General features: G+C 66.5%; 11 protein-coding genes. 2 read left to right on the top strand and 9 right to left on the bottom strand.

The window, feature by feature from the left end:
• Window positions 1-153: 153 nt before the first annotated feature.
• Both K7W41_RS09915 and ybaL read left to right on the top strand, forming a co-directional pair.
• Complete coding sequence (locus K7W41_RS09915; RefSeq protein WP_224607488.1) at window positions 154-477, top strand: hypothetical protein; 324 nt, start codon at window positions 154-156, stop codon at window positions 475-477.
• A gap of 13 nt (window positions 478-490) precedes the next feature.
• The gene (ybaL, locus tag K7W41_RS09910; protein ID WP_224607486.1) at window positions 491-2164 is read left to right on the top strand and encodes a YbaL family putative K(+) efflux transporter; all 1674 of its coding nucleotides are present in this window, start codon (window positions 491-493) and stop codon (window positions 2162-2164) included.
• Window positions 2165-2811: 647 nt separating this feature from the next.
• On the opposite strand, the gene K7W41_RS09905 is transcribed toward ybaL, so the two are convergent.
• The 9 genes from K7W41_RS09905 to K7W41_RS09865 form a co-directional block, all read right to left on the bottom strand.
• Window positions 2812-3213: a c-type cytochrome gene (locus K7W41_RS09905; protein WP_224607484.1), complete on the bottom strand. Its 402-nt coding sequence runs from the start codon at window positions 3211-3213 to the stop codon at window positions 2812-2814.
• On the bottom strand, window positions 3213-4967 hold the full coding sequence (locus tag K7W41_RS09900; protein WP_224607482.1) for a b(o/a)3-type cytochrome-c oxidase subunit 1: 1755 nt from the start codon (window positions 4965-4967) through the stop codon (window positions 3213-3215). Before K7W41_RS09900 ends, K7W41_RS09905 begins: the two co-directional genes overlap by 1 nt.
• A 19-nt stretch (window positions 4968-4986) precedes the next feature.
• Window positions 4987-5535, bottom strand: coding sequence for a cytochrome c oxidase subunit II (locus K7W41_RS09895; RefSeq protein ID WP_224607481.1), 549 nt, complete (start codon window positions 5533-5535; stop codon window positions 4987-4989).
• Complete coding sequence (locus K7W41_RS09890) at window positions 5532-5765, bottom strand: hypothetical protein (protein ID WP_224607479.1); 234 nt, start codon at window positions 5763-5765, stop codon at window positions 5532-5534. Before K7W41_RS09890 ends, K7W41_RS09895 begins: the two co-directional genes overlap by 4 nt.
• A 129-nt stretch (window positions 5766-5894) precedes the next feature.
• A complete protein-coding gene (locus K7W41_RS09885) occupies window positions 5895-6707 on the bottom strand; it encodes a CPBP family intramembrane glutamic endopeptidase (RefSeq protein ID WP_224607477.1) in 813 nt (270 codons plus the stop codon).
• A gap of 832 nt (window positions 6708-7539) precedes the next feature.
• Complete coding sequence (locus K7W41_RS09880) at window positions 7540-9138, bottom strand: sensor histidine kinase (protein WP_224607475.1); 1599 nt, start codon at window positions 9136-9138, stop codon at window positions 7540-7542.
• Window positions 9138-9986 (bottom strand): CheR family methyltransferase, encoded by an 849-nt coding sequence (locus K7W41_RS09875; RefSeq protein WP_224607474.1) that lies wholly within the window; start codon window positions 9984-9986, stop codon window positions 9138-9140. Before K7W41_RS09875 ends, K7W41_RS09880 begins: the two co-directional genes overlap by 1 nt.
• Window positions 9971-14878 carry a response regulator gene (locus tag K7W41_RS09870; RefSeq protein ID WP_224607473.1) on the bottom strand — a complete coding sequence of 1636 codons (4908 nt, stop codon included), beginning with the start codon at window positions 14876-14878 and terminating at the stop codon, window positions 9971-9973. The genes K7W41_RS09875 and K7W41_RS09870 overlap by 16 nt, the downstream gene beginning before the upstream one ends.
• 620 nt (window positions 14879-15498) lie before the next feature.
• The gene (locus K7W41_RS09865) at window positions 15499-17511 is read right to left on the bottom strand and encodes a glycosyl hydrolase family 18 protein (RefSeq protein WP_224607472.1); all 2013 of its coding nucleotides are present in this window, start codon (window positions 17509-17511) and stop codon (window positions 15499-15501) included.
• Between the last annotated feature and the right edge of the window lie 287 nt (window positions 17512-17798).

The following is a 17798-nucleotide window of genomic DNA, read 5'->3' as shown; positions in this document are numbered from 1 at the left end:
CCCGTGACGCTGGCCCGCGAAGCCGAGGGCCGCCCGACGAGTCAGCCTCCACCAATCGGGCAGCCCGGCGACCACTTTTCGACAAGTTTTGCCATTTCTTTTCCCGCTTAAATGGCAATTTGCCATTTATGGTAGACTGATTCCCGAAACAAAATGGCAACCAAATCCAATTCCCGTCTCCAATCCCTGATTCGACACGCCCTGGAAGAACGGGCAGCACGCGGCCATCAGGGCGACCTGCCTGAAGGCAAGGTGACGCTGCGCCTGCAGGCCATGGACGTGTTCTGGCTGGCACAGCTGGCCGAGCTGATGGACGCCACCCGCACGCGCGCCGCTTCGCAGTTGCTGTCAGCCGCCATCCGCGACGCGGCCCAGGCGGCCGGCCTGGACACCGAGGGCGAGGCCTTCCAGAGCGCCTTTCAGGCCTTTTTAAGCCAGGAATTCCCGCACGAGACTTCGCCCCCCGCTGACGACTGAGAGGAGCCCCCACATGCCCCACCACACCGACCTGATTGCCGCCCTGGCCATTGGCCTCACGCTGGCCTTTTTTGGCGGCCTGCTCGCCACCCGTCTGCGCCTTCCGCCCCTGGTGGGCTACCTGCTGGCTGGCCTGGCCATCGGGCCCTTTACCCCCGGCTTCGTGGCCAACCCCCACATTGCCGCGCAGCTCTCCGAGATCGGGGTGATGCTGCTGATGTTTGGTGTGGGACTGCATTTCTCGGTGGGTGACCTGCTGGCGGTGCGGCGCCTCGCGGTGCCTGGGGCACTGCTGCGCATTGCGGTGATTACAGCGGTGGGGGCGGCGGCGGCGCAGCTGTGGGGCTGGCCGCTGGGTCAGGGCGTCATTCTGGGGCTGGCCCTGTCGGTGGCCAGCACCGTGGTGCTGCTGCGCGCCCTGGAAGAACGCGGCACACTGGACACCTCTAACGGCAAGATTGCGGTGGGCTGGCTGGTGGTGGAAGACCTCGTGATGGTGCTGGCGCTGGTGCTGCTGCCGGCCCTGGCCCCGCTGCTGGGCGGCGCGGGCGGCGCACCGGACCTGGGGGCGCTGGGCCTGTCACTGGCCACCACCACCGGCAAGATGGTGCTGTTCGTGGGCGTGATGATGGTGGCGGGGCGGCGCTTCATTCCCTGGATGCTGGCCCGGGTGGCGCGCCTTGGCTCGCGCGAACTGTTTACCCTGGCGGTGCTGGGCACAGCGCTGGGGATTGCCTACACCGCCGGGACGCTGTTTGACGTGTCGTTCGCACTGGGCGCTTTTCTGGCCGGGGTGGTGGCCAGCGAGAGCAAGTTCAGTCATCAGGTGGCCCAGGACGCCCTGCCCTTTCAGGACGCTTTTGCGGTGCTGTTTTTCGTCTCGGTGGGCATGCTGTTTAATCCTGCGGTGCTGTGGCAGTCGCCGCTGCAGGTGCTGGCCACCGCCCTGATCATCATTGTGGGCAAGACGCTGGTGGCGCTCTTGACCCTGCGGCTGCTGCGGGCCTCGTGGTCCACCGCGCTCACCGTGGCCATCTCGCTGGCACAGATCGGGGAATTCTCCTTCATTCTGGCCACGCTGGGCCGCGACCTGGAGCTGCTGAGTGCCCAGGGGCAGAACCTGATTCTGGCCGGGGCCATCATCTCGATTGTGCTCAACCCCTTTCTGTTTCGCCTTCTTCCTGTGTTTGAGGCCTGGGCAGCGCGCCGCACCCCGGCCGCCCACCCGGAGCTGCCCGCGCCCGTGGGCCTACAGGGGCACGCGGTCCTGGTGGGCTACGGCCGGGTGGGCCGCCTGATCGCCAGCCGGCTGCAGGCCCAGCAGGTGCCGTTTGCCGTGATTGAAGAAGACGAGCGGCGCCTTGAGGAGATCCGCGCGCAGGGCCTGCCGGCGGTCTACGGCGACGCCGCGCGGCGCGAGGTGCTGTCGCGCGCCGGGGTGACCCAGGCGCAGGCCGTGATTCTGGCCACGCCCGACAGCCTGCAGTCGCAGTTGATTCTGGAGCAGGTGCGCGACCTGAACCCGGCCGTTCATGTCACGGCCCGCACCCACGACGAGCACAGCCAGCAGGCCCTGCTGGCCCTGGGCGCCAGCGACGTGCTGTACGGCGAATACGAACTGGGGCTGGCCATGGGCGACCATGTGCTGGCCGCGCTGCGCGCCCCAGTGACGCCCACCGCCCCCTGATAAGGATTCCGGTTGATCAGTTGTTGCATAACTGATCAACCCGACCGGAGGGACTCGCAGAGCTGCGCAGTAGAGAAGGAAAAACGGTGACGGAGAGGCGTGGGAGCACCGAAGCGACGCGGAGGGGCTGGAACGGATGATCCGGAATCCGTATGACGGCAGCGGCCTACGCCCGTAGGGGCACGGGAGGCACGTTCGGCCGGCGCCGCTGGCCTTGACCGACACGGCCGCCGTTCAAGGCAGGGGCGAAGGAGAAAAACGCTGCTGCGCTTACGCCTTTTCCGACCAGCAGCTCGCAGGCGGCAAAGAGGGCGAGGGACAGCAGCGCCGCGCGGCAAAAGAAGCAAGGCGGGGTGGCGTACCAAAACCTGGTCTGCATGACCAAAAAGCAGGGGCCAGGGCCGTGGTGCTCTGGCCTTCAGCAGATTTCGCAAGGAGTGGGGGCAGGTGGTTGAGCCAATCACGCGGCAAAGTCACGCATAGACAGGCAGGGAGGTGGGCCGGCCCAGCGCCCGCACTGGGGCGCAGCCAGTTCTGTGCGGGGTGGGCCGGGCACTGGAGGGCCACCCAGAGGCGCCCCCTGTCCCGGACCACCATGAGTGCAGGGCCCCGGGAAGTCCCCCAGGGCCCTGCACCAGCGCAGAGGGCTACAGGCCCTGGAGGTAGGCCAGCAGCGCCGTCATCTGTTCTGGGGTGGCGGGGGCGCCGTCCAGGCCGGTCTGGGCAAACCGGGGCATCACGGTGCCCAGGGTGCGGCCACTGGGGTGTTTGCCGTTCAGCACCGCCTCACGGAAAGCGCCCTCGCTCCAGGTTTTCACCTCGGCCAGCCCGGGGCCCACCCCGCCTTCGGCCTGGGCGCCGTGACAGCCGGCGCAGTTGCCCGCGTACACGGCCTGCCCATTTACCGGGGCCCCGGCTGTGGGGGGCTGCATGGCCGCGCCGTCGCCACCGCCAGACATGCGCACCCCGGTGAAGTACGACCCCACCGCAATCGCCGCGGCCAGAGCCACGAAGCCCACAGCAGCGCTGAATTCACGCCCAGCGCCCATCAGTACAGCCTCCAGCCCGGCACCAGTTGCAGGTTGCCCAGCAGCTTCCCGATCACCGGACCGTACATCATCAGCACCAGCAGCAGCGAGATGATCCACAGCACCATCAGCGGCTCGGTCAGGCGCACCAGGGGGGTGGCGGTCGCCAGCTGCTCGCCCGCCGGGCTGATGGCCTCGCTGTAGGGAATGGGCGTACTTTCGGGGTCCTGCACCCGGGGCGAGAGCAGCATGCGGAACAGCACGTAGAAAAACAGCAGGGCGCTGACGAGCAGAATCACGCCGCTGAGGCCCGTCAAGGCTTTGGGCAGCGCCAGTTCGGCGGTCTGGTAAATGTCCTGGGCGGTGGCGCTCACCTGGGCGCGCCGGGTGACGCCCAGCAGGCCCTGCCAGTGCATGCCCAGCGCAAAGACCATCATGCCCACGAACCACGTCCACACCGCCGCCGAGGCCAGGCGCATGCTGGGCATCCGCTTGCCGGTGAGGTGCGGAATCAGCCACAGCGCAATGCCCATGAAACTGAGGGTGGTGGCGGTGCCCACCGTGATGTGAAAGTGCCCGGGAATCCAGGCGGTGTTGTGCACCACGGGCGCAAACGAGGCGCTGGCATTCACGATGCCCCCCGCGCCGCCCAGGATGAACGAGATCATGGCCAGCACCTGCGCGCTGAAAATGGCGTTGCCCCAGGGCAACTTGGTGATCCAGCCCAGCAGGCCCTGGCCACCCCGGGCGCGCGCGCCGTCTTCCAGGGCCGCCGCCACCGAAAACGCGGTCAGCAGGCTGGGCACGGCGATCAGGAAGGTCAGGAACATGTGGATGGTCTTCCAGAGGTTCGAGATGTTGGGGTCGGAAAACTGGTGGTGCAGGCCCACGGGCACGCTGTTGAGCAGGAAGATCACAAACACCAGCCGGGTGAGGGGCTCAGACACAATGCGCCCACCCGCATGCCGGGGCAAAAAGGCGTACCACGAGATGTAGGCGGGCAGCACCCAGAAGTACACGATGGCGTGCCCGGTCCACCAGAACAGCGTCTTGGACAGCAGCGGGTCCACGCCCGGCGTGAGGCCCAGCGACCAGGGAATCAGCAGCCCCAGCACCTCAATCACAATCCCCAGCGAGGCCACGAACCACATCATCCAGGTGGCCACACTCATGAACGTCACCAGCGGCGTCACGCGGCCGGGGTTGGCGCGTTTCCAGGCCCACCACATCGCCACCACCTGCCCCACCACCAGCAGGCTGGAGCCCACCATGATGGCCGCCCCGATGTAAAACAGCGCGTCACCCTGCATGGGGGGGTAAAAGGTGTAGAGCAGCGTGGCGTGGTTGGTCAGCAGCGGCACGGCGGCCATCAGCAGTCCGGCGGTCATCAGCAGGTAGGTGAACCACGCAAACTTCAGGTTAATCCGGGCGCCCAGGTCACGCGCGGGCAGGTACAGCATCCAGCCACTGATGAAAAACTGGGTGAACACCAGGGCATTGAGCACGCCGTGCAGCGAGAGGCCCTGGTAATAGGATTTGAGCAGCGCCTTGATCAGCGGAAAACTGTAGACATCTATGCCCGCGTAATTCAGCGCCTGCAGCGGCCCGATCAGCACGCCAATCAGCAGGGCCAGAAAGGCGGTCACGACGTAGTACTGCGTGACCTTCTTGAGGCCCGTGAGCGAGGCCGCGTCGATGGCGGGCAGGGTCCGAACCGCCGCCGGATGCTCGGGGGCCGGGATCATGGGCGGGGCGGGCGTGGGATGGGTGGTCACAGTGGGCAGCTCCTGGGGGTCATGGTTGGGCGGCCTCGACCACGACGCGGCCGAGCATGTTGTGGTGGCCAACGCCGCAGTATTCGTTGCAGACGGTGTCGTGCGTGCCGGCCGAGCGGAAGGTGGTGGTAAAGCTGGCCACCTGCCCCGGCACCACATTCACGTTGATGTTGGTGCCCTCAATGAGGTACCCGTGCATCACGTCGGCCGAAGTCACGTGGAAGGTGACTGGCCGCCCCGCCGGCACCCGCAGCACCGCCGGCTCGAAATTAAAGGCGCGCGCCACCACGAAGGCTTCAAGACTGCCATCGGCGTTCTCGCGCAGGCCCGGGGTGGCAAAGGGCGTGGCGGCCAGATTCTTGGGATCCAGGCGGCCGTTCTTCACCCCGGCGAGGTGATGGGCGCCGTCCCCGGACAGAGACGGCGTGGTGCCACTGAGGAAACTGGTCAGGACGCTGGCAAACAGCAGCACGGCGATGACGACGGCCATGCCCAGCCAGATGGTTTCCAGACGCTCCAGGGTGTGGTGTTCCAGGCGGGGCACTGGCCCCGGGGCACGCCTGCTCATCCGGCGCGCCCCTGCTGAATGCCCAGCACCAGCATCCAGAGCCAGACAATAGACAGCAGCACGGTGGCCACCACGGTCAGCGTGCCCACAGGCACCACATGCACCGGCCGCCGGGCAGGGCGCTCAGGCGCGGGTGGGGGCCGGTGCGGGGTCACGGCGCCCCCCACAGTGCGCGCGGCGCCCCAGCCCCCTGAAGCCGGAAGCAGGGCGGCAAAGGCGCTGGACAGCATAAATTTCGCATGGGCGCACTAAACCGTATCAATTCCGACAATGTATGTGAACGGCTTCAGCAACGCTTTGGATGGCACACATGACCCGGCGCCGGGCCCAGGGACACCCGGGGGGAGGGGCCGCGCCGCCTAGCGGCCCTGTGGGGGCGCTGGACACCGGCGCGCCTGCGGCCGGCGCAGCGCCCTCAGGGCCAACAGCCCCCAGACCGTGACCACGGCGCCCATAGCGTTCAGGGCCAGCGGCGTCACGGTCTCATTCACCATGGCCACATCCAGCAGACCGTGAAAGGCGGCCAGCACCAGCAGGCTCCCCTGGGCCCAGCGCCACAGCCACGTCATGAGCAGCGCGCCCATCAGCAGGCTGGCGTACCAGCCCAGCAGCGCTGCGAGCGACATGGCGGTAAAGGTCTCGTTGCGCAGCAGCAGCGGCAGGTGCCACAGCGCCCACGGCACGCTGAGCCACACCGGCGCCCACACGGGCCCAAACACCGGCAGCAGCCGGGGCAGCGCAAATCCGCGCCACCCCACCTCCTCGCCGTAGCCGTAAAACACCACCTCGGCCAGCAGCAGGGCCAGGGGGCCCAGGTGCGGGTATTCGGCCACCCGCAGCAGCCCGGCCCACCCCGGCCACGGCTGCCCCGCACCTGCGCTGAGCGCCACCCCCAGCCCCAGCAGCGCGGCGGGTGCCCCCACCGCAAATGCCCAGGGCCCCCAGCCAACCCGCCAGCGCCCCAGGGCCTGACCCAGCGGACGCAGTGAGGGCCGGTCCAGTGCAGCGGCGGTGATGATGGCCGCCGCCGCTGGCCCCAGACTGCCCCACAGGTGCAGGGCGGCCGGGGCTGGGTGCCCGGGGGCCAGCAGGGGCCACCACACCGCCCACGAGAAACCAAAGGCCAGGGCGAAGAAAGGAAGCAGGGGCAGAAGCAGGCGTCTGGGGGACATGGGGACCGCTGAACTGGGACAGCTGGAGGCCGGGCGGCCGGCACCTGAGACGCCACACTGCTGCCCGGGTGTTACCAGTGCGTTACCTGAATTAGAGCGTTTGACATAAAGATGATGGTGGTTCTTGACCCTCTCCCCTCGTGGGAGAGGGCCTCGCGCAGCGAGGGGTGAGGGGGTTCTTTGGTCAACCGCTCTAGACACAAGGGCGCGGAGCTCGCCTGACACGACTTCCGAAACCTTCCGTCAGGCGTCACGGCAGTTTGCTGACCGGGCTGCAATACAGAGGGAAAAAGGACGGCCTTCCGGGCATTGGACTGGTACAGCGCCGAAGGCAGGGACCATCCGGCTCTTTTCTGGCTGTCCTGGACATGGACGGCAGTTCGCATGAGCACTGGTGCAGACAGTGTTCACGCGTGGCGAGTCGCTCATGGAAGAAACGTCGTCTGCCACGCTTGACTCGCTTCTCCCCCTCCCGACCTCCCCCACGAGGGGGGAGGGGGAAAAACAGCGTGTTTGCCGGGCTACCCTCTGTGAAATGTTGAACCTAGCCGAACCATTGATGAGGCAGCTTTGCACCCCCAGGCCCCGCAGAGCGCTGCCAACAGAGCAGCGAATGCCGCACCTTTGAGCACCTGCCAGGGCTGAACGGGTGGAACCTGGAATCAGCTGGGCCAAACAGGTAAAAGGCGGCTTCTCATACGGCTTCCGAAAAATTCCGTCATACCTGACGGAATTTTTTCGACCGGAGGGAGAGGGAAAAGGACGGATTTCCGGGAATTGGAGGAACATCCAGTTCTTTCCTGGATGTTACGGAAATGGACGGCAGTCCGTATCAGCCGACTGCGGCTTCCCCAACCTGCGGCCCCTCGCCGCCACTGGCCTGGGCCTGGGGCAGCGTGAAACTGAAGGTGGCGCCCTGCCCTTCCACCCCCTGCGCCCAGATGCGCCCGCCGTGGCGCGTGACAATGCGCTTGACGATGGCCAGCCCCACCCCGTGCCCTGGCACCTCGGTGTGCAGGCGCTGAAACACGGCAAACAGGCGGTGGGCGTAGGTCATGTCAAAGCCCAGCCCGTTGTCGCGCACATGAACGGTCTGTTCGTGCTCGCCTGCCTCGGTCCAGACCTCAATGTGGGGGGGCCGCGCCGGGTCGGCGTACTTCAGGGCGTTGGTAAGCAGGTTGGTCAGCACCTGCCGCACGCCCAGCAGGTCACCGCACACCGCGCCCAGGTCGCGCAGGTCCCAGGTGGCGGCCTCGGCGCCGGGCAGTTCCGCGATGATCTCGCCCAGCAGGGCCCGCAGCTCGATGGGCTGGGGCCGCAGTTCGCTGCGCCCGGTGCGGGCGAACTCCAGCAGGCCGTCAATCAGGGCTTCCATCTTCAGGGCGCCGTCCTGAATGATGCGCAAGTAGCGCTGCCCATTGTCACCCAGGTCGTCGCTGGAGCGGGCCAGCAGGTCGGCAAAGGAGCCGATGTGCCGCAGCGGGGTGCGCAGGTCGTGCGAGATGGAATAGGCGTAGGCTTCCAGCTCGCTGTTCACGTCCTCCAGTTCGGCGGTGCGTTCGCGCACCCGCGCCTCCAGCGAGGCGTTCAGGGCGTGCAGCTGGGCTTCCATCTGCTTGCGGTAGGTCACGTCCTGGCTGGTGGCCACAAAGTGCGTGACCCGCCCGGCCTCGTCGCGGATGGGCGTGATGGTCTTTTCTTCGTGGTACTCGCCGCCGTCCTTGCGCCGGTTAATAAACTCGCCCCGGAACACCTCGCCGGAAAGCAGGGTGCGCCACAGGTCATCAAAGAAGGCCGCGTCCTGGCGCCCGGAGTTCAGCAGGGCCGGCGTCTGGCCCAGGGCTTCCTCCGCGGGGTAACCCGTGACCTGTTCAAAGGCGCTGTTCACGTATTCGATCACCCCGCTCCGGGTGGTGATCATCACCGGGTCGGCCGACTGGGCAATGGCGCCCCATAGCTTGGCCAGTTCGTGCTGGGCCTGCCGGCTTTCCAGTTCGCGCAGCCGCCGCTCGTGGGCCTGCACGGTCAGGGTCTTGAGGTGCAGCTCGACAAACACGTTGACCTTGGCGCGCAGCACCTCGGAGCGCACCGGCGAGAAGATAAAGTCCACCGCGCCCAGGGTGTAGCCGCCCAGCATGTCGGCCTCGGCGCGGTCGTGGGCGGTCACGAAGATGATCGGGGTGGTTTCGGTCTGGCGGCGGCTGCGGATCAGGCGGGCGGTTTCAAAGCCGTCCATGTCCGGCATCTGCACGTCCAGCAGAATCACCGCGAACTCGCCGGTCAGCAGCTGCCGCAGGGCCTCGCGGCCCGAGGCCACCATCACCACCTCCTGGCCCAGCGGTTCCAGCGCGGCAGCCAGCCCCAGGCGCTTGGCGTCCTGGTCGTCCACAATCAGGATCCGGGCGCGCGGGGTGCCGGCTCCAGCGTCCATCAGCCCACCCGCCGGTAGAGTTTTTCGGCCAGGTTCAGCGGCTCAAAGCGCACCGCCTGCGGGCTGAAGTCCAGGCTTTCGTGGTGCCCCAGGCCCAGCACGCCAAAGGGCATCAGGCTTTCCCACAGCAGGGCCTGCACGTGGTCCTGCAGCGGCCGGGTGAAGTAGATCATCACGTTGCGGCACAGAATCAGGTGGAACTCGTTGAACGATGAATCGGTAGCGAGGTTGTGCTGACCCCAAATGATGGGCTGGCGCAGGAAGGCCTTGACCCGCGCGTGGCCGTACTGCTGGGTGAAGTAGTCCCCGAACTCGGCCTGCCCGCCCGAGAGGTGGTAATTCTCCTCATGGGCCGCCAGTTTCTCCAGCGGGTAAATGCCCTGGCGGGCCTGCTGCAGCGCCGGGGCGTGCATGTCGGTGGCGTACAGGCGGCTGCGCGAGAGCAGCCCCGCCTCGTGCAGCAGAATCGCCAGCGAATACACTTCCTCGCCCGTGGAGCAGCCCGCGTGCCACACCCGCACGAACGGGTGGGTGCGCAGCAGCGGCAGCACCTGTTCGCGCAGGGCCCGGAAGAAGGTGGGGTCGCGGAACATCTCGGTCACGTTGATGGCCAGCGTTTCGCGCAGCCGCTGCATGGCTGCCGGGTCGTGCAGCGCCCGCGCCTGCAGCGCACTGATGGTCTCCAGGCCCTCTTCGGCCACCGCGTGCAGCACCCGGCGGCGGATGGTGGCGGTGGTGTAGGCCCGGAAATCGTGCCCGGTGACGCGGTACACGGCCTCCAGCAGCAGCGACAGCTCGATGTCCTGCAGGGGTTCTCTGGGAAACTCGCCGCTCACTTCGACAGCCACACCCGCAGCAGCGACAGCAGTTGCGCGGTGTTCACCGGCTTGCTGATGTAGTCGCTGGCCCCGGATTCAATGGACTGCTCGCGGTCGCCGGGCATGGCCTTGGCGGTCAGCGAGATGATGGGCAGGCTCGCGTAGGCCGGGTTGCGGCGAATCAGGCGCGTGGTTTCGTAGCCGTCGAGTTCCGGCATCATCACGTCCATCAGCACGAGGTCAATGTCGCCCTCGGCGTCCAGGGCGGCCAGGGCTTCGCGGCCGTTCTCGGCGGTCACAATCTGCATCTGGTGGCGCTCCAGCACCGCCGTCAGCGCAAAGATGTTGCGGATATCGTCGTCCACCAGCAGCACCTTCTTGCCGTGCAGCTCGGGTTCCTGCTGCCGGGCGCCGGCCAGGATCTGGCGTTTGCCTTCGGGCAGCGTGGCCTCCACGCGGTGCAGGAAGAGGGTCACCTCGTCCAGCAGCCGCTCGGGCGAGCGCACGTCTTTCACGATGATGGACTTGGCCGCCTTGCGCAGCTGCGTCTCCTGGGCGCGCGTGAGGTCCTGGGCGGTGTACACGATGATCGGAATGGCCCGGTAGGCGGGCGTCTCATTCAGGGTGGTCATCAGGTCAAAGCCGCTCATGTCGGGCAGGTGCAGGTCCAGCACGATGCAGTCGAAGGGCGCGCCCTGCAGGGCCTCCAGCGCCGCCGCGCCCGTGGTGACCGAAATGGTTTCCACGTCGGTGTCGCCAATCAACTCTTCGAGACTCTGGCGCTGCAGTTCGTCGTCTTCCACGATCAGCACGCGCTTGACCCGGCGGGCCAGGAAGGCTTCGAGGTTGGTGAACACCTCGCTCAGCTGCTGCCGGCTCCCCGCCTTGGTGGTGTGGTCCAGCGCGCCCAGCTTGCGGCTGACGATGCTGGGCTCCTGCCCGGAGATGATGTGCACCGGAATGTGCCGGGTCTGGGGGTCGTGCTTCAGGGCGTCCAGCACGGCCCAGCCGTTGGTGTCGGGCAGCGTGAGGTCCAGGGTGACGGCCGCCGGGCGGTAGGTCTGCGCGAGGTGCAGCGCCTGATCGCCGCGCGCCGCCACCAGCGCCATGAAGCCGCGTTCGTGGGCCAGGTCCAGCAGCACGCCCGCGTAGGCCGGGTCGTCCTCCACGATCAGCAGGATGCGGTCACCGGGTTGCAGCGCGGCGCGGTCATCCTGAATGACCGTGGCCTCGGGGGCCGCCGGCTCGGCGCCGGCCTGCCCACTACCGGCCTGCCCATTGGCGGACTGCCCACTGCCGAATTGCACTGGCGCGCCTTGAAGGCCAGCAGGGGCACCCACCGGCAGCGCGCGGGGCGCGCGCAGTTCCGGCGGCGCCTGGAACCGCAGCGGCAGGTACAGGGTAAAGCGGCTGCCCTGGCCCGGCGTGCTCTCCAGGGTGATCTCGCCGCCCAGAATGCGCGCCAGCTCGCGGCTGATCGCCAGGCCCAGGCCGGTGCCGCCGTACTTGCGGCTGGTGGAGCCGTCGGCCTGCTGGAAGGCCTCGAAAATCAGGCGCTGCTTGTCAGCGGCAATGCCAATGCCGGTGTCGGTGACGCGGAAGGCCACCACGCCGGCCGCACTGTTCAGCGCCGTCTGGTCGGGGCTCCAGCCGCCTTTGACCGGCGTGGCTTCCAGGGTCACGCTGCCCTCGGCGGTGAATTTAAAGGCGTTAGACAGCAGGTTTTTCAGAATCTGCAGCAGGCGGGTGTCGTCGGTGTACAGGCTGGCGGGCAGCTGCGGGCTGAAGTCCAGGCGCAGTTCCACGCCCTTTTCCGCCGCGAGGTGCGCGAAGGTGGTTTCCACCGCCTCACGGATGCGCGCAAAGGTGACCTGCGTGGGGTCGGCGTTCACGGTGCCGGACTCGATCTTCGAGAGGTCCAAGATGTCGTTGATGAGGTTCAGCAGGTCGTTGCCGGCCGCAAAGATGGTCTTGGCGTAGGCCTTCTGCTGGTCCGACAGGTTGCCCTGCGGGTCCTCGCGCAGCTGCCCGGCCAGCAGCAGCAGGCTGTTCAGCGGCGTGCGCAGCTCGTGGCTCATGTTCGCCAGGAACTCGCTCTTGTACTTGCTGGTCAGGGCCAGCTGGGCCGCCTTTTCTTCCAGGGCGTGGCGGGCCGATTCCACCTGCCGGTTCTTGTCTTCCACCTCGCGGTTCTGGTCGGCCAGCAGGCGGGCTTTTTCCTCCAGTTCCTCGTTGGTCTGCCTCAGTTCTTCCTGCTGGCTCTGCAGTTCCTGGGCCATGCTCTGCGACTGACGCAGCAGCGTTTCTGTGCGCATGGTGGCCTGAATGGTGTTCAGCACAATGCCCACCGATTCCGTGAACTGCTCCAGGAAGCTCAGGTGGGTGGCGCTGAACGTTTCAAAGGAGGCCAGCTCAATGACCGCCTTGGTCTGCCCTTCAAACACCACCGGCAGCACCACGATGGTGCGCGGCGCGCCCGCTCCCAGCCCGGAGTTGATCTGCACGTAATCGTCGGGCACATGGGTCAGGACGATCATTTCCTGTTCCAGTGCGGCCTGCCCCACCAGCCCTTCCCCCAGCGCAAAGCGGTTGGCCAGCCCCTTGCGCTCGCGGTAGGCGTAGCTGGCCTGCAGCTGCAGGGTGGTGGTGTCCTCGTCCATGGTGTAAAAGACGCCGTGGCGGGCCTTCACCAGCGGCGCCAGCTCCGACAGAATCAGGCGGCTGACCGTCAGCAGGTCGCGCTGGCCCTGCAGCATCCGGGTAAACTTGGCGAGGTTGGTTTTCAGCCAGTCCTGCTCGGTGTTCTTCTCGGTGGTGTCGCGCAGGTTGACGATCATCTCGTTGATGTTGTCTTTCAGCGCGTCCAGCTCGCCCCGGGCGTCCAAGTTGATGGAGCGGGTCAGGTCACCGGCCGTCACGGCGGTGGCCACGTCGGCAATGGCGCGCACCTGCGTGGTGAGGTTGGCGGCCAGCTGGTTCACGTTATCGGTGAGGTCCTTCCAGGTGCCACTGGCGCCGGGCACACTGGCCTGCCCGCCCAGGCGGCCTTCCACGCCCACCTCGCGCGCCACGCCGGTGACCTGCTGGGCAAAGGTCGCCAGCGTCTCGATCATGGAGTTGATCGTTTCGGCCAGCTCGGCAATCTCGCCCTTGGCTTCCAGGGTCAGCGTCTTTTTCAGGTCGCCGTTCGCCACCGCCGTCACCACGCGGGCAATGCCGCGCACCTGCCCGGTGAGGTTCGACGCCATAGAGTTCACGTTCTCCGTGAGATCCTTCCAGGTGCCGCCCACGCCGGGCACGTTGGCCTGCCCGCCCAGCTTGCCCTCGGTACCCACCTCGCGCGCCACGCGGGTCACCTCGCTGGCAAAGGCGTTCAGCTGGTCCACCATGATGTTCACGGTGTTTTTCAGGTCCAGAATCTCGCCCTTGACGTCCACGGTGATCTTCTTGCTCAGGTCCCCGTTTGCCACCGCCGTGGTCACAAAGGCGATGTTGCGCACCTGATCCGTGAGGTTCGAGGCCATGAAGTTCACGTTGTCGGTGAGGTCTTTCCAGGTGCCCGCGACCCCGCGCACGTCGGCCTGTCCGCCCAGCTTGCCTTCGGTGCCCACCTCGCGCGCCACGCGCGTCACCTCGCTGGCAAAGGCGTTCAGCTGGTCCACCATCGTATTCACAGTGTTTTTCAGGTCCAGAATCTCGCCCTTGACGTCTACGGTGATCTTCTTGCTCAGGTCCCCGTTTGCCACCGCCGTGGTCACAAAGGCGATGTTGCGCACCTGATCCGTGAGGTTCGACGCCATGGAGTTCACGTTTTCCGTGAGGTCCTTCCAGGTGCCGCCCACGCCCACGACCTGCGCCTGGCCGCCCAGCTTGCCTTCGGTGCCCACCTCGCGGGCCACACGGGTGACCTCGCCGGCAAAGGCATTGAGCTGGTCCACCATCGTGTTGATGGTGTTCTTCAGGTCCAGAATCTCGCCCCGCGCGTCCACGGTGATCTTCTTGCTCAGATCGCCGTTCGCCACCGCTGTGGTCACGTCCGCAATGTTGCGCACCTGCCCCGTCAGGTTGGCGGCCATGAAGTTCACGTTGTCGGTCAGGTCCTTCCAGGTGCCGCCCACGCCGCGCACGTCGGCCTGCCCGCCCAGGCGCCCTTCCGTGCCCACCTCACGGGCCACGCGCGTCACTTCGCTGGCAAAGGCGTTGAGCTGATCCACCATCGTGTTGATGGTGTTTTTCAGCTCCAGAATCTCGCCCCGGGCGTCCACGGTGATCTTGCGGCTGAGGTCCCCGTTGGCCACCGCTGTGGTCACGTCGGCAATGTTCCGCACCTGCCCGGTGAGGTTGTTCGCCATGAAGTTCACGTTCTCGGTGAGGTCGCGCCACACGCCGCCCACGCCTTCCACGTTGGCCTGCCCGCCCAGTTTGCCCTCGGTGCCCACCTCGCGCGCCACGCGCGTCACCTCGCCCGCAAAGGCGTTGAGCTGCGCCACCATGGTGTTCAGGGTGGTCACGATCTGCAGGAACTGGCCCTGCATGGGGCGGCCGTTGATTTCCGTGGCCATCGTCTGGGTCAGGTCGCCGTGGGCCACGGCGGTGACCACGCGGGTCATTTCGGTGGTGGGCCAGACCAGGTCATCCACCAGATCGTTCACGTTCTCGATCAGGGCGGCCCAGCTGCCGGTGGTGGTGCCCAGCGGAATGCGCTGTTTGGTGTTGCCTTCCTTGCCCACGGCGGCGCCCACGCGCGCCACGTCCTGGGCAATGCGCGCGCTTTCTTCCACGAGGTCGTTAAAGGTTTCGGCAATGCGGCCCTCAATGCCGTCCCAGGTCAGGGGCAGCCGCACGCCAAAGTCGCCGCGGCGGTAGGCACTCAGGGCCTGCAAGATGGCGGGGGCGTCCAGGCGCTCAGGGGCAGCGGTCACAGGGGCGCCTTGCCGGAAAGAGGGTGGACGGCTACGGAAAAGAGGCGCAACTGGGCCATGTCGGCGTCAGGATAGCGGCCCAGCGCACCCACAACGAAGGCCCACCCACCCTTCATCATGCGTTTATCCGCTGGGGAGACCGGGGAAGATAAAGCGTCCCGCAACCCGTCACAAGGCTTTGGGTTCATTCGGGCTCAACCCGGCTGGAGGGGCCCGCAGAGAAGAACAGGGAAGGTGAGGCGCGAACACACCGAAGCGACGCGCACGGGCTGAGGCGGATGATCTGGAATCGGTATGAGACCGGGCTTGAGGCGTCAGAGGGCCGCCTGTCAACCTCATAGCGGTCACCACATGGTCTGAAGGTGAACCCCTCCGGTCATGTGGTGCGAGCAGACTTGAAAAGCTTCGGAGCAGAGCGAGTGACCGCCGCAAACAGCGGTGGGAGTGGACTTGAGGGGGTGCTCTCCTCCCCTGGGCGGAACGGATGGCCGCTATCAGCCCACAGCCCTGGGCCCGGGGACAGCGCCATTCGCGTCCCCGGGCCCACCTCCGCTCCCGATCTGCTCTGGACGGGCCGCGCTGCAGGCGCTGCAAACCAGCACCCGGGCGGTAGCCGCCCCTTACCTCAGGCCGCTGTCAATCGCTTTGGCCAGCGTGCCCTGGGCGTCGTCGCCGTCCAGCGCCCAGGCCATCGCGCCGCCCAGGCCCTTTTGCTTCACATAGGCCATCTTCGTGGCGATCACTTCGGGGTCGTCGTAGCTCCAGAAGTTCGTGCCGTCGTACTTCCACATCTGCTTGGTGGCAGCGTCGCGGTACACCGTGCCCGGGGCGTTCTTGAGCACCTTGTAGTCCTCGTAGCCGGCTTCGTAGGTGCCGCGCGCCGCGCCGGTCGCGCTCTGGTACAGGCCGTTGTTGGTGCCCGGCACGCCGGTCCAGCCGCGGCCGTAGAACGGAATGCCGATCACCAGCTTGTTCGCAGGCATCCCGGCGTTCAGGAAGGCGTTCACCGCCGTATCTACCGAGTACGACTTCACCACACCCGTGCCCGGATCATTGGGGCTGGGGTACAGGTTGCTGTGGAAGTTGGTGGGCCCGGTGGCGTCCCAGGCGCCGCGGAAGTCGTAGGTCATGATGTTCACCCAGTCCACGGCGTTCTTGTAGGCGGCCGGGTCCTGGTTGGCAATCTTGTCCGGGCCGCCGGGCGCGGCGATGGTCAGCAGCAGGCCCGGCTTGTAGGCGTCCAGCTGGCGGCGGAATTCCTGCAGCAGCAGCGTGAAGTTCTGCTTGTCCTGCGGGCTGACCGTGTTGGTGGGCAGCCCGCCGCCACCGGGGTATTCCCAGTCAATATCAATGCCGTCAAACACCCCGGCGGCGGCGCCTGGACCGCCCGCGCCGTCGGCCACGGGGAGGTTGCCCTTGATGTACACGTCAATGCACGAACTCACCAGGGCCCTGCGCGAAGCGTCGGTCATGGCCGCCGCGCTGAACTGCTTGCTCCAGGTCCAGCCGCCCAGCGAGATCAGGGCCTTCAGGCCGGGGTACTTGGCCTTGAGCTTCTTGAGCTGGTTGAAGTTGCCCTTCAGCGGCTGGTCCCACTTGTCGGCCACGCCGTCCACGCTGGTGGCGGCGTCAAAGGACTTGCCGTAGTCTGCGAAGCCGTCGCCGCCATCGCCATTGCCGCTCTCGGCGCGGGTGACGATGTTGCAGCGGTAGGTGCCGTTCTCGTTGTAGATGTTGCCGAAGGCGTAGTTGATGTGCGTCAGCGTGGCGGCGGTGCCGCTGGTGTCAATGTTCTTGACCTGATAGTTGCGCCCGTAAATGCCCCACTGGGTGAAGTAGGCGACCTTCTTGAAGCCAGAGGTGGGCGGAGGAGGCGGGGGCGGGGTGGTACCGGCGATGTTGACCGTGACCGAGGCCGAAGCCGACTTGGTGTTCCCCGCTGCATCAAACGCTTTGGCCGTGTACGTCCGCGTGCCATTGTTCGCACTGCTGACACTCTCACTCGCCGTATACGGCGCGCTCGTATCGGTACTCAGCAAGGTCGAGCCCTGATAGAACTCCACCTTCGTCACCCCCACGTTATCCGTGGCACTTGCACTCAGATTCACGGCACCGGCACTGGTCACCGTACTCGGGCTCGCGGTCAGACTGACCGTCGGGGCGGTGGTGTCGCCTGTTGGTGGAGGCGTGGTCGTCCCACTGCAACCCGCACCGTTCAAGGTGCAGGTGTTGACGCCGGTGAGTTGCCCGGTGCCGTCGTAGTTGATGACCACGCTGCCGCCGGCGGGGATGGTGGCGCCGCCCCAGGTGTTGGGGGTGATGGTGTACAGCCCACTGCTGTCCTTAGAAATGCTGCCCCCGGCGCCCCAGACGGACGCACCGGCCGCGGCGTTGCCATTGAACTTGAACTTGAGGGTCCAGCCCTGAATCGCGGTCGGGCCAGGGTTGCTCAGGGTGATGCGGCCGGAAAAGCCGCTGTCCCACGCCCCCGTGCTGTCAAACGTCGCGCTCGGCCCTGTCGCCTGCGCCTGCAACCTCGGCCCGCTCTGCGCGGCAGGGCCCTCGCGCCCGCAGGCCCCCAGGGCCAGTGTCAGGGCAAGCAGGGCAGTGATACGAACGGCAGTCTTGTGCATACCTCACCTCATGGGTCAAGCAGGAATGGCGGCGCGAAGGCTTCGGTTGTGTGGACAGATGCATCATGCAAATCTTTTTTCAAACTGTCAAGCCCTGGGAAGAATTTTTTTCAAATTGATGAAAAGGCCGGTCCAGGTGGTGGCCCTTAACAACCACAAAGGAGGCCACTGCTCTCATGCAACGCCCCCCCTCTTCCTGTGCCACACAGCGGCAGACAGCCCATTCCGGCGAGCCTGAAAATCTACACCCCCATTTTCGGCATCTTGACAAAAATAATTTTCAGACC

The organism is Deinococcus multiflagellatus (genome assembly GCF_020166415.1).
Lineage (GTDB): Bacteria > Deinococcota > Deinococci > Deinococcales > Deinococcaceae > Deinococcus > Deinococcus multiflagellatus.
This window is presented reverse-complemented; position numbering and strand designations above follow the sequence as displayed.

Excerpts from the sequence above, each read along its gene's own strand:
- K7W41_RS09890 (WP_224607479.1), bottom strand. The coding sequence starts at position 5,765 with ATGCTGTCCAGCGCCTTTGCCGCCCTGCTTCCGGCTTCAGGGGGCTGG.
- K7W41_RS09905 (WP_224607484.1), bottom strand. The coding sequence starts at position 3,213 with ATGGGCGCTGGGCGTGAATTCAGCGCTGCTGTGGGCTTCGTGGCTCTG.
- ybaL (WP_224607486.1), top strand. The coding sequence starts at position 491 with ATGCCCCACCACACCGACCTGATTGCCGCCCTGGCCATTGGCCTCACG.
- K7W41_RS09880 (WP_224607475.1), bottom strand. The coding sequence starts at position 9,138 with ATGGACGCTGGAGCCGGCACCCCGCGCGCCCGGATCCTGATTGTGGAC.
- K7W41_RS09915 (WP_224607488.1), top strand. The coding sequence starts at position 154 with ATGGCAACCAAATCCAATTCCCGTCTCCAATCCCTGATTCGACACGCC.
- K7W41_RS09895 (WP_224607481.1), bottom strand. The coding sequence starts at position 5,535 with ATGAGCAGGCGTGCCCCGGGGCCAGTGCCCCGCCTGGAACACCACACC.
- K7W41_RS09865 (WP_224607472.1), bottom strand. The coding sequence starts at position 17,511 with ATGCACAAGACTGCCGTTCGTATCACTGCCCTGCTTGCCCTGACACTG.
- K7W41_RS09885 (WP_224607477.1), bottom strand. The coding sequence starts at position 6,707 with ATGTCCCCCAGACGCCTGCTTCTGCCCCTGCTTCCTTTCTTCGCCCTG.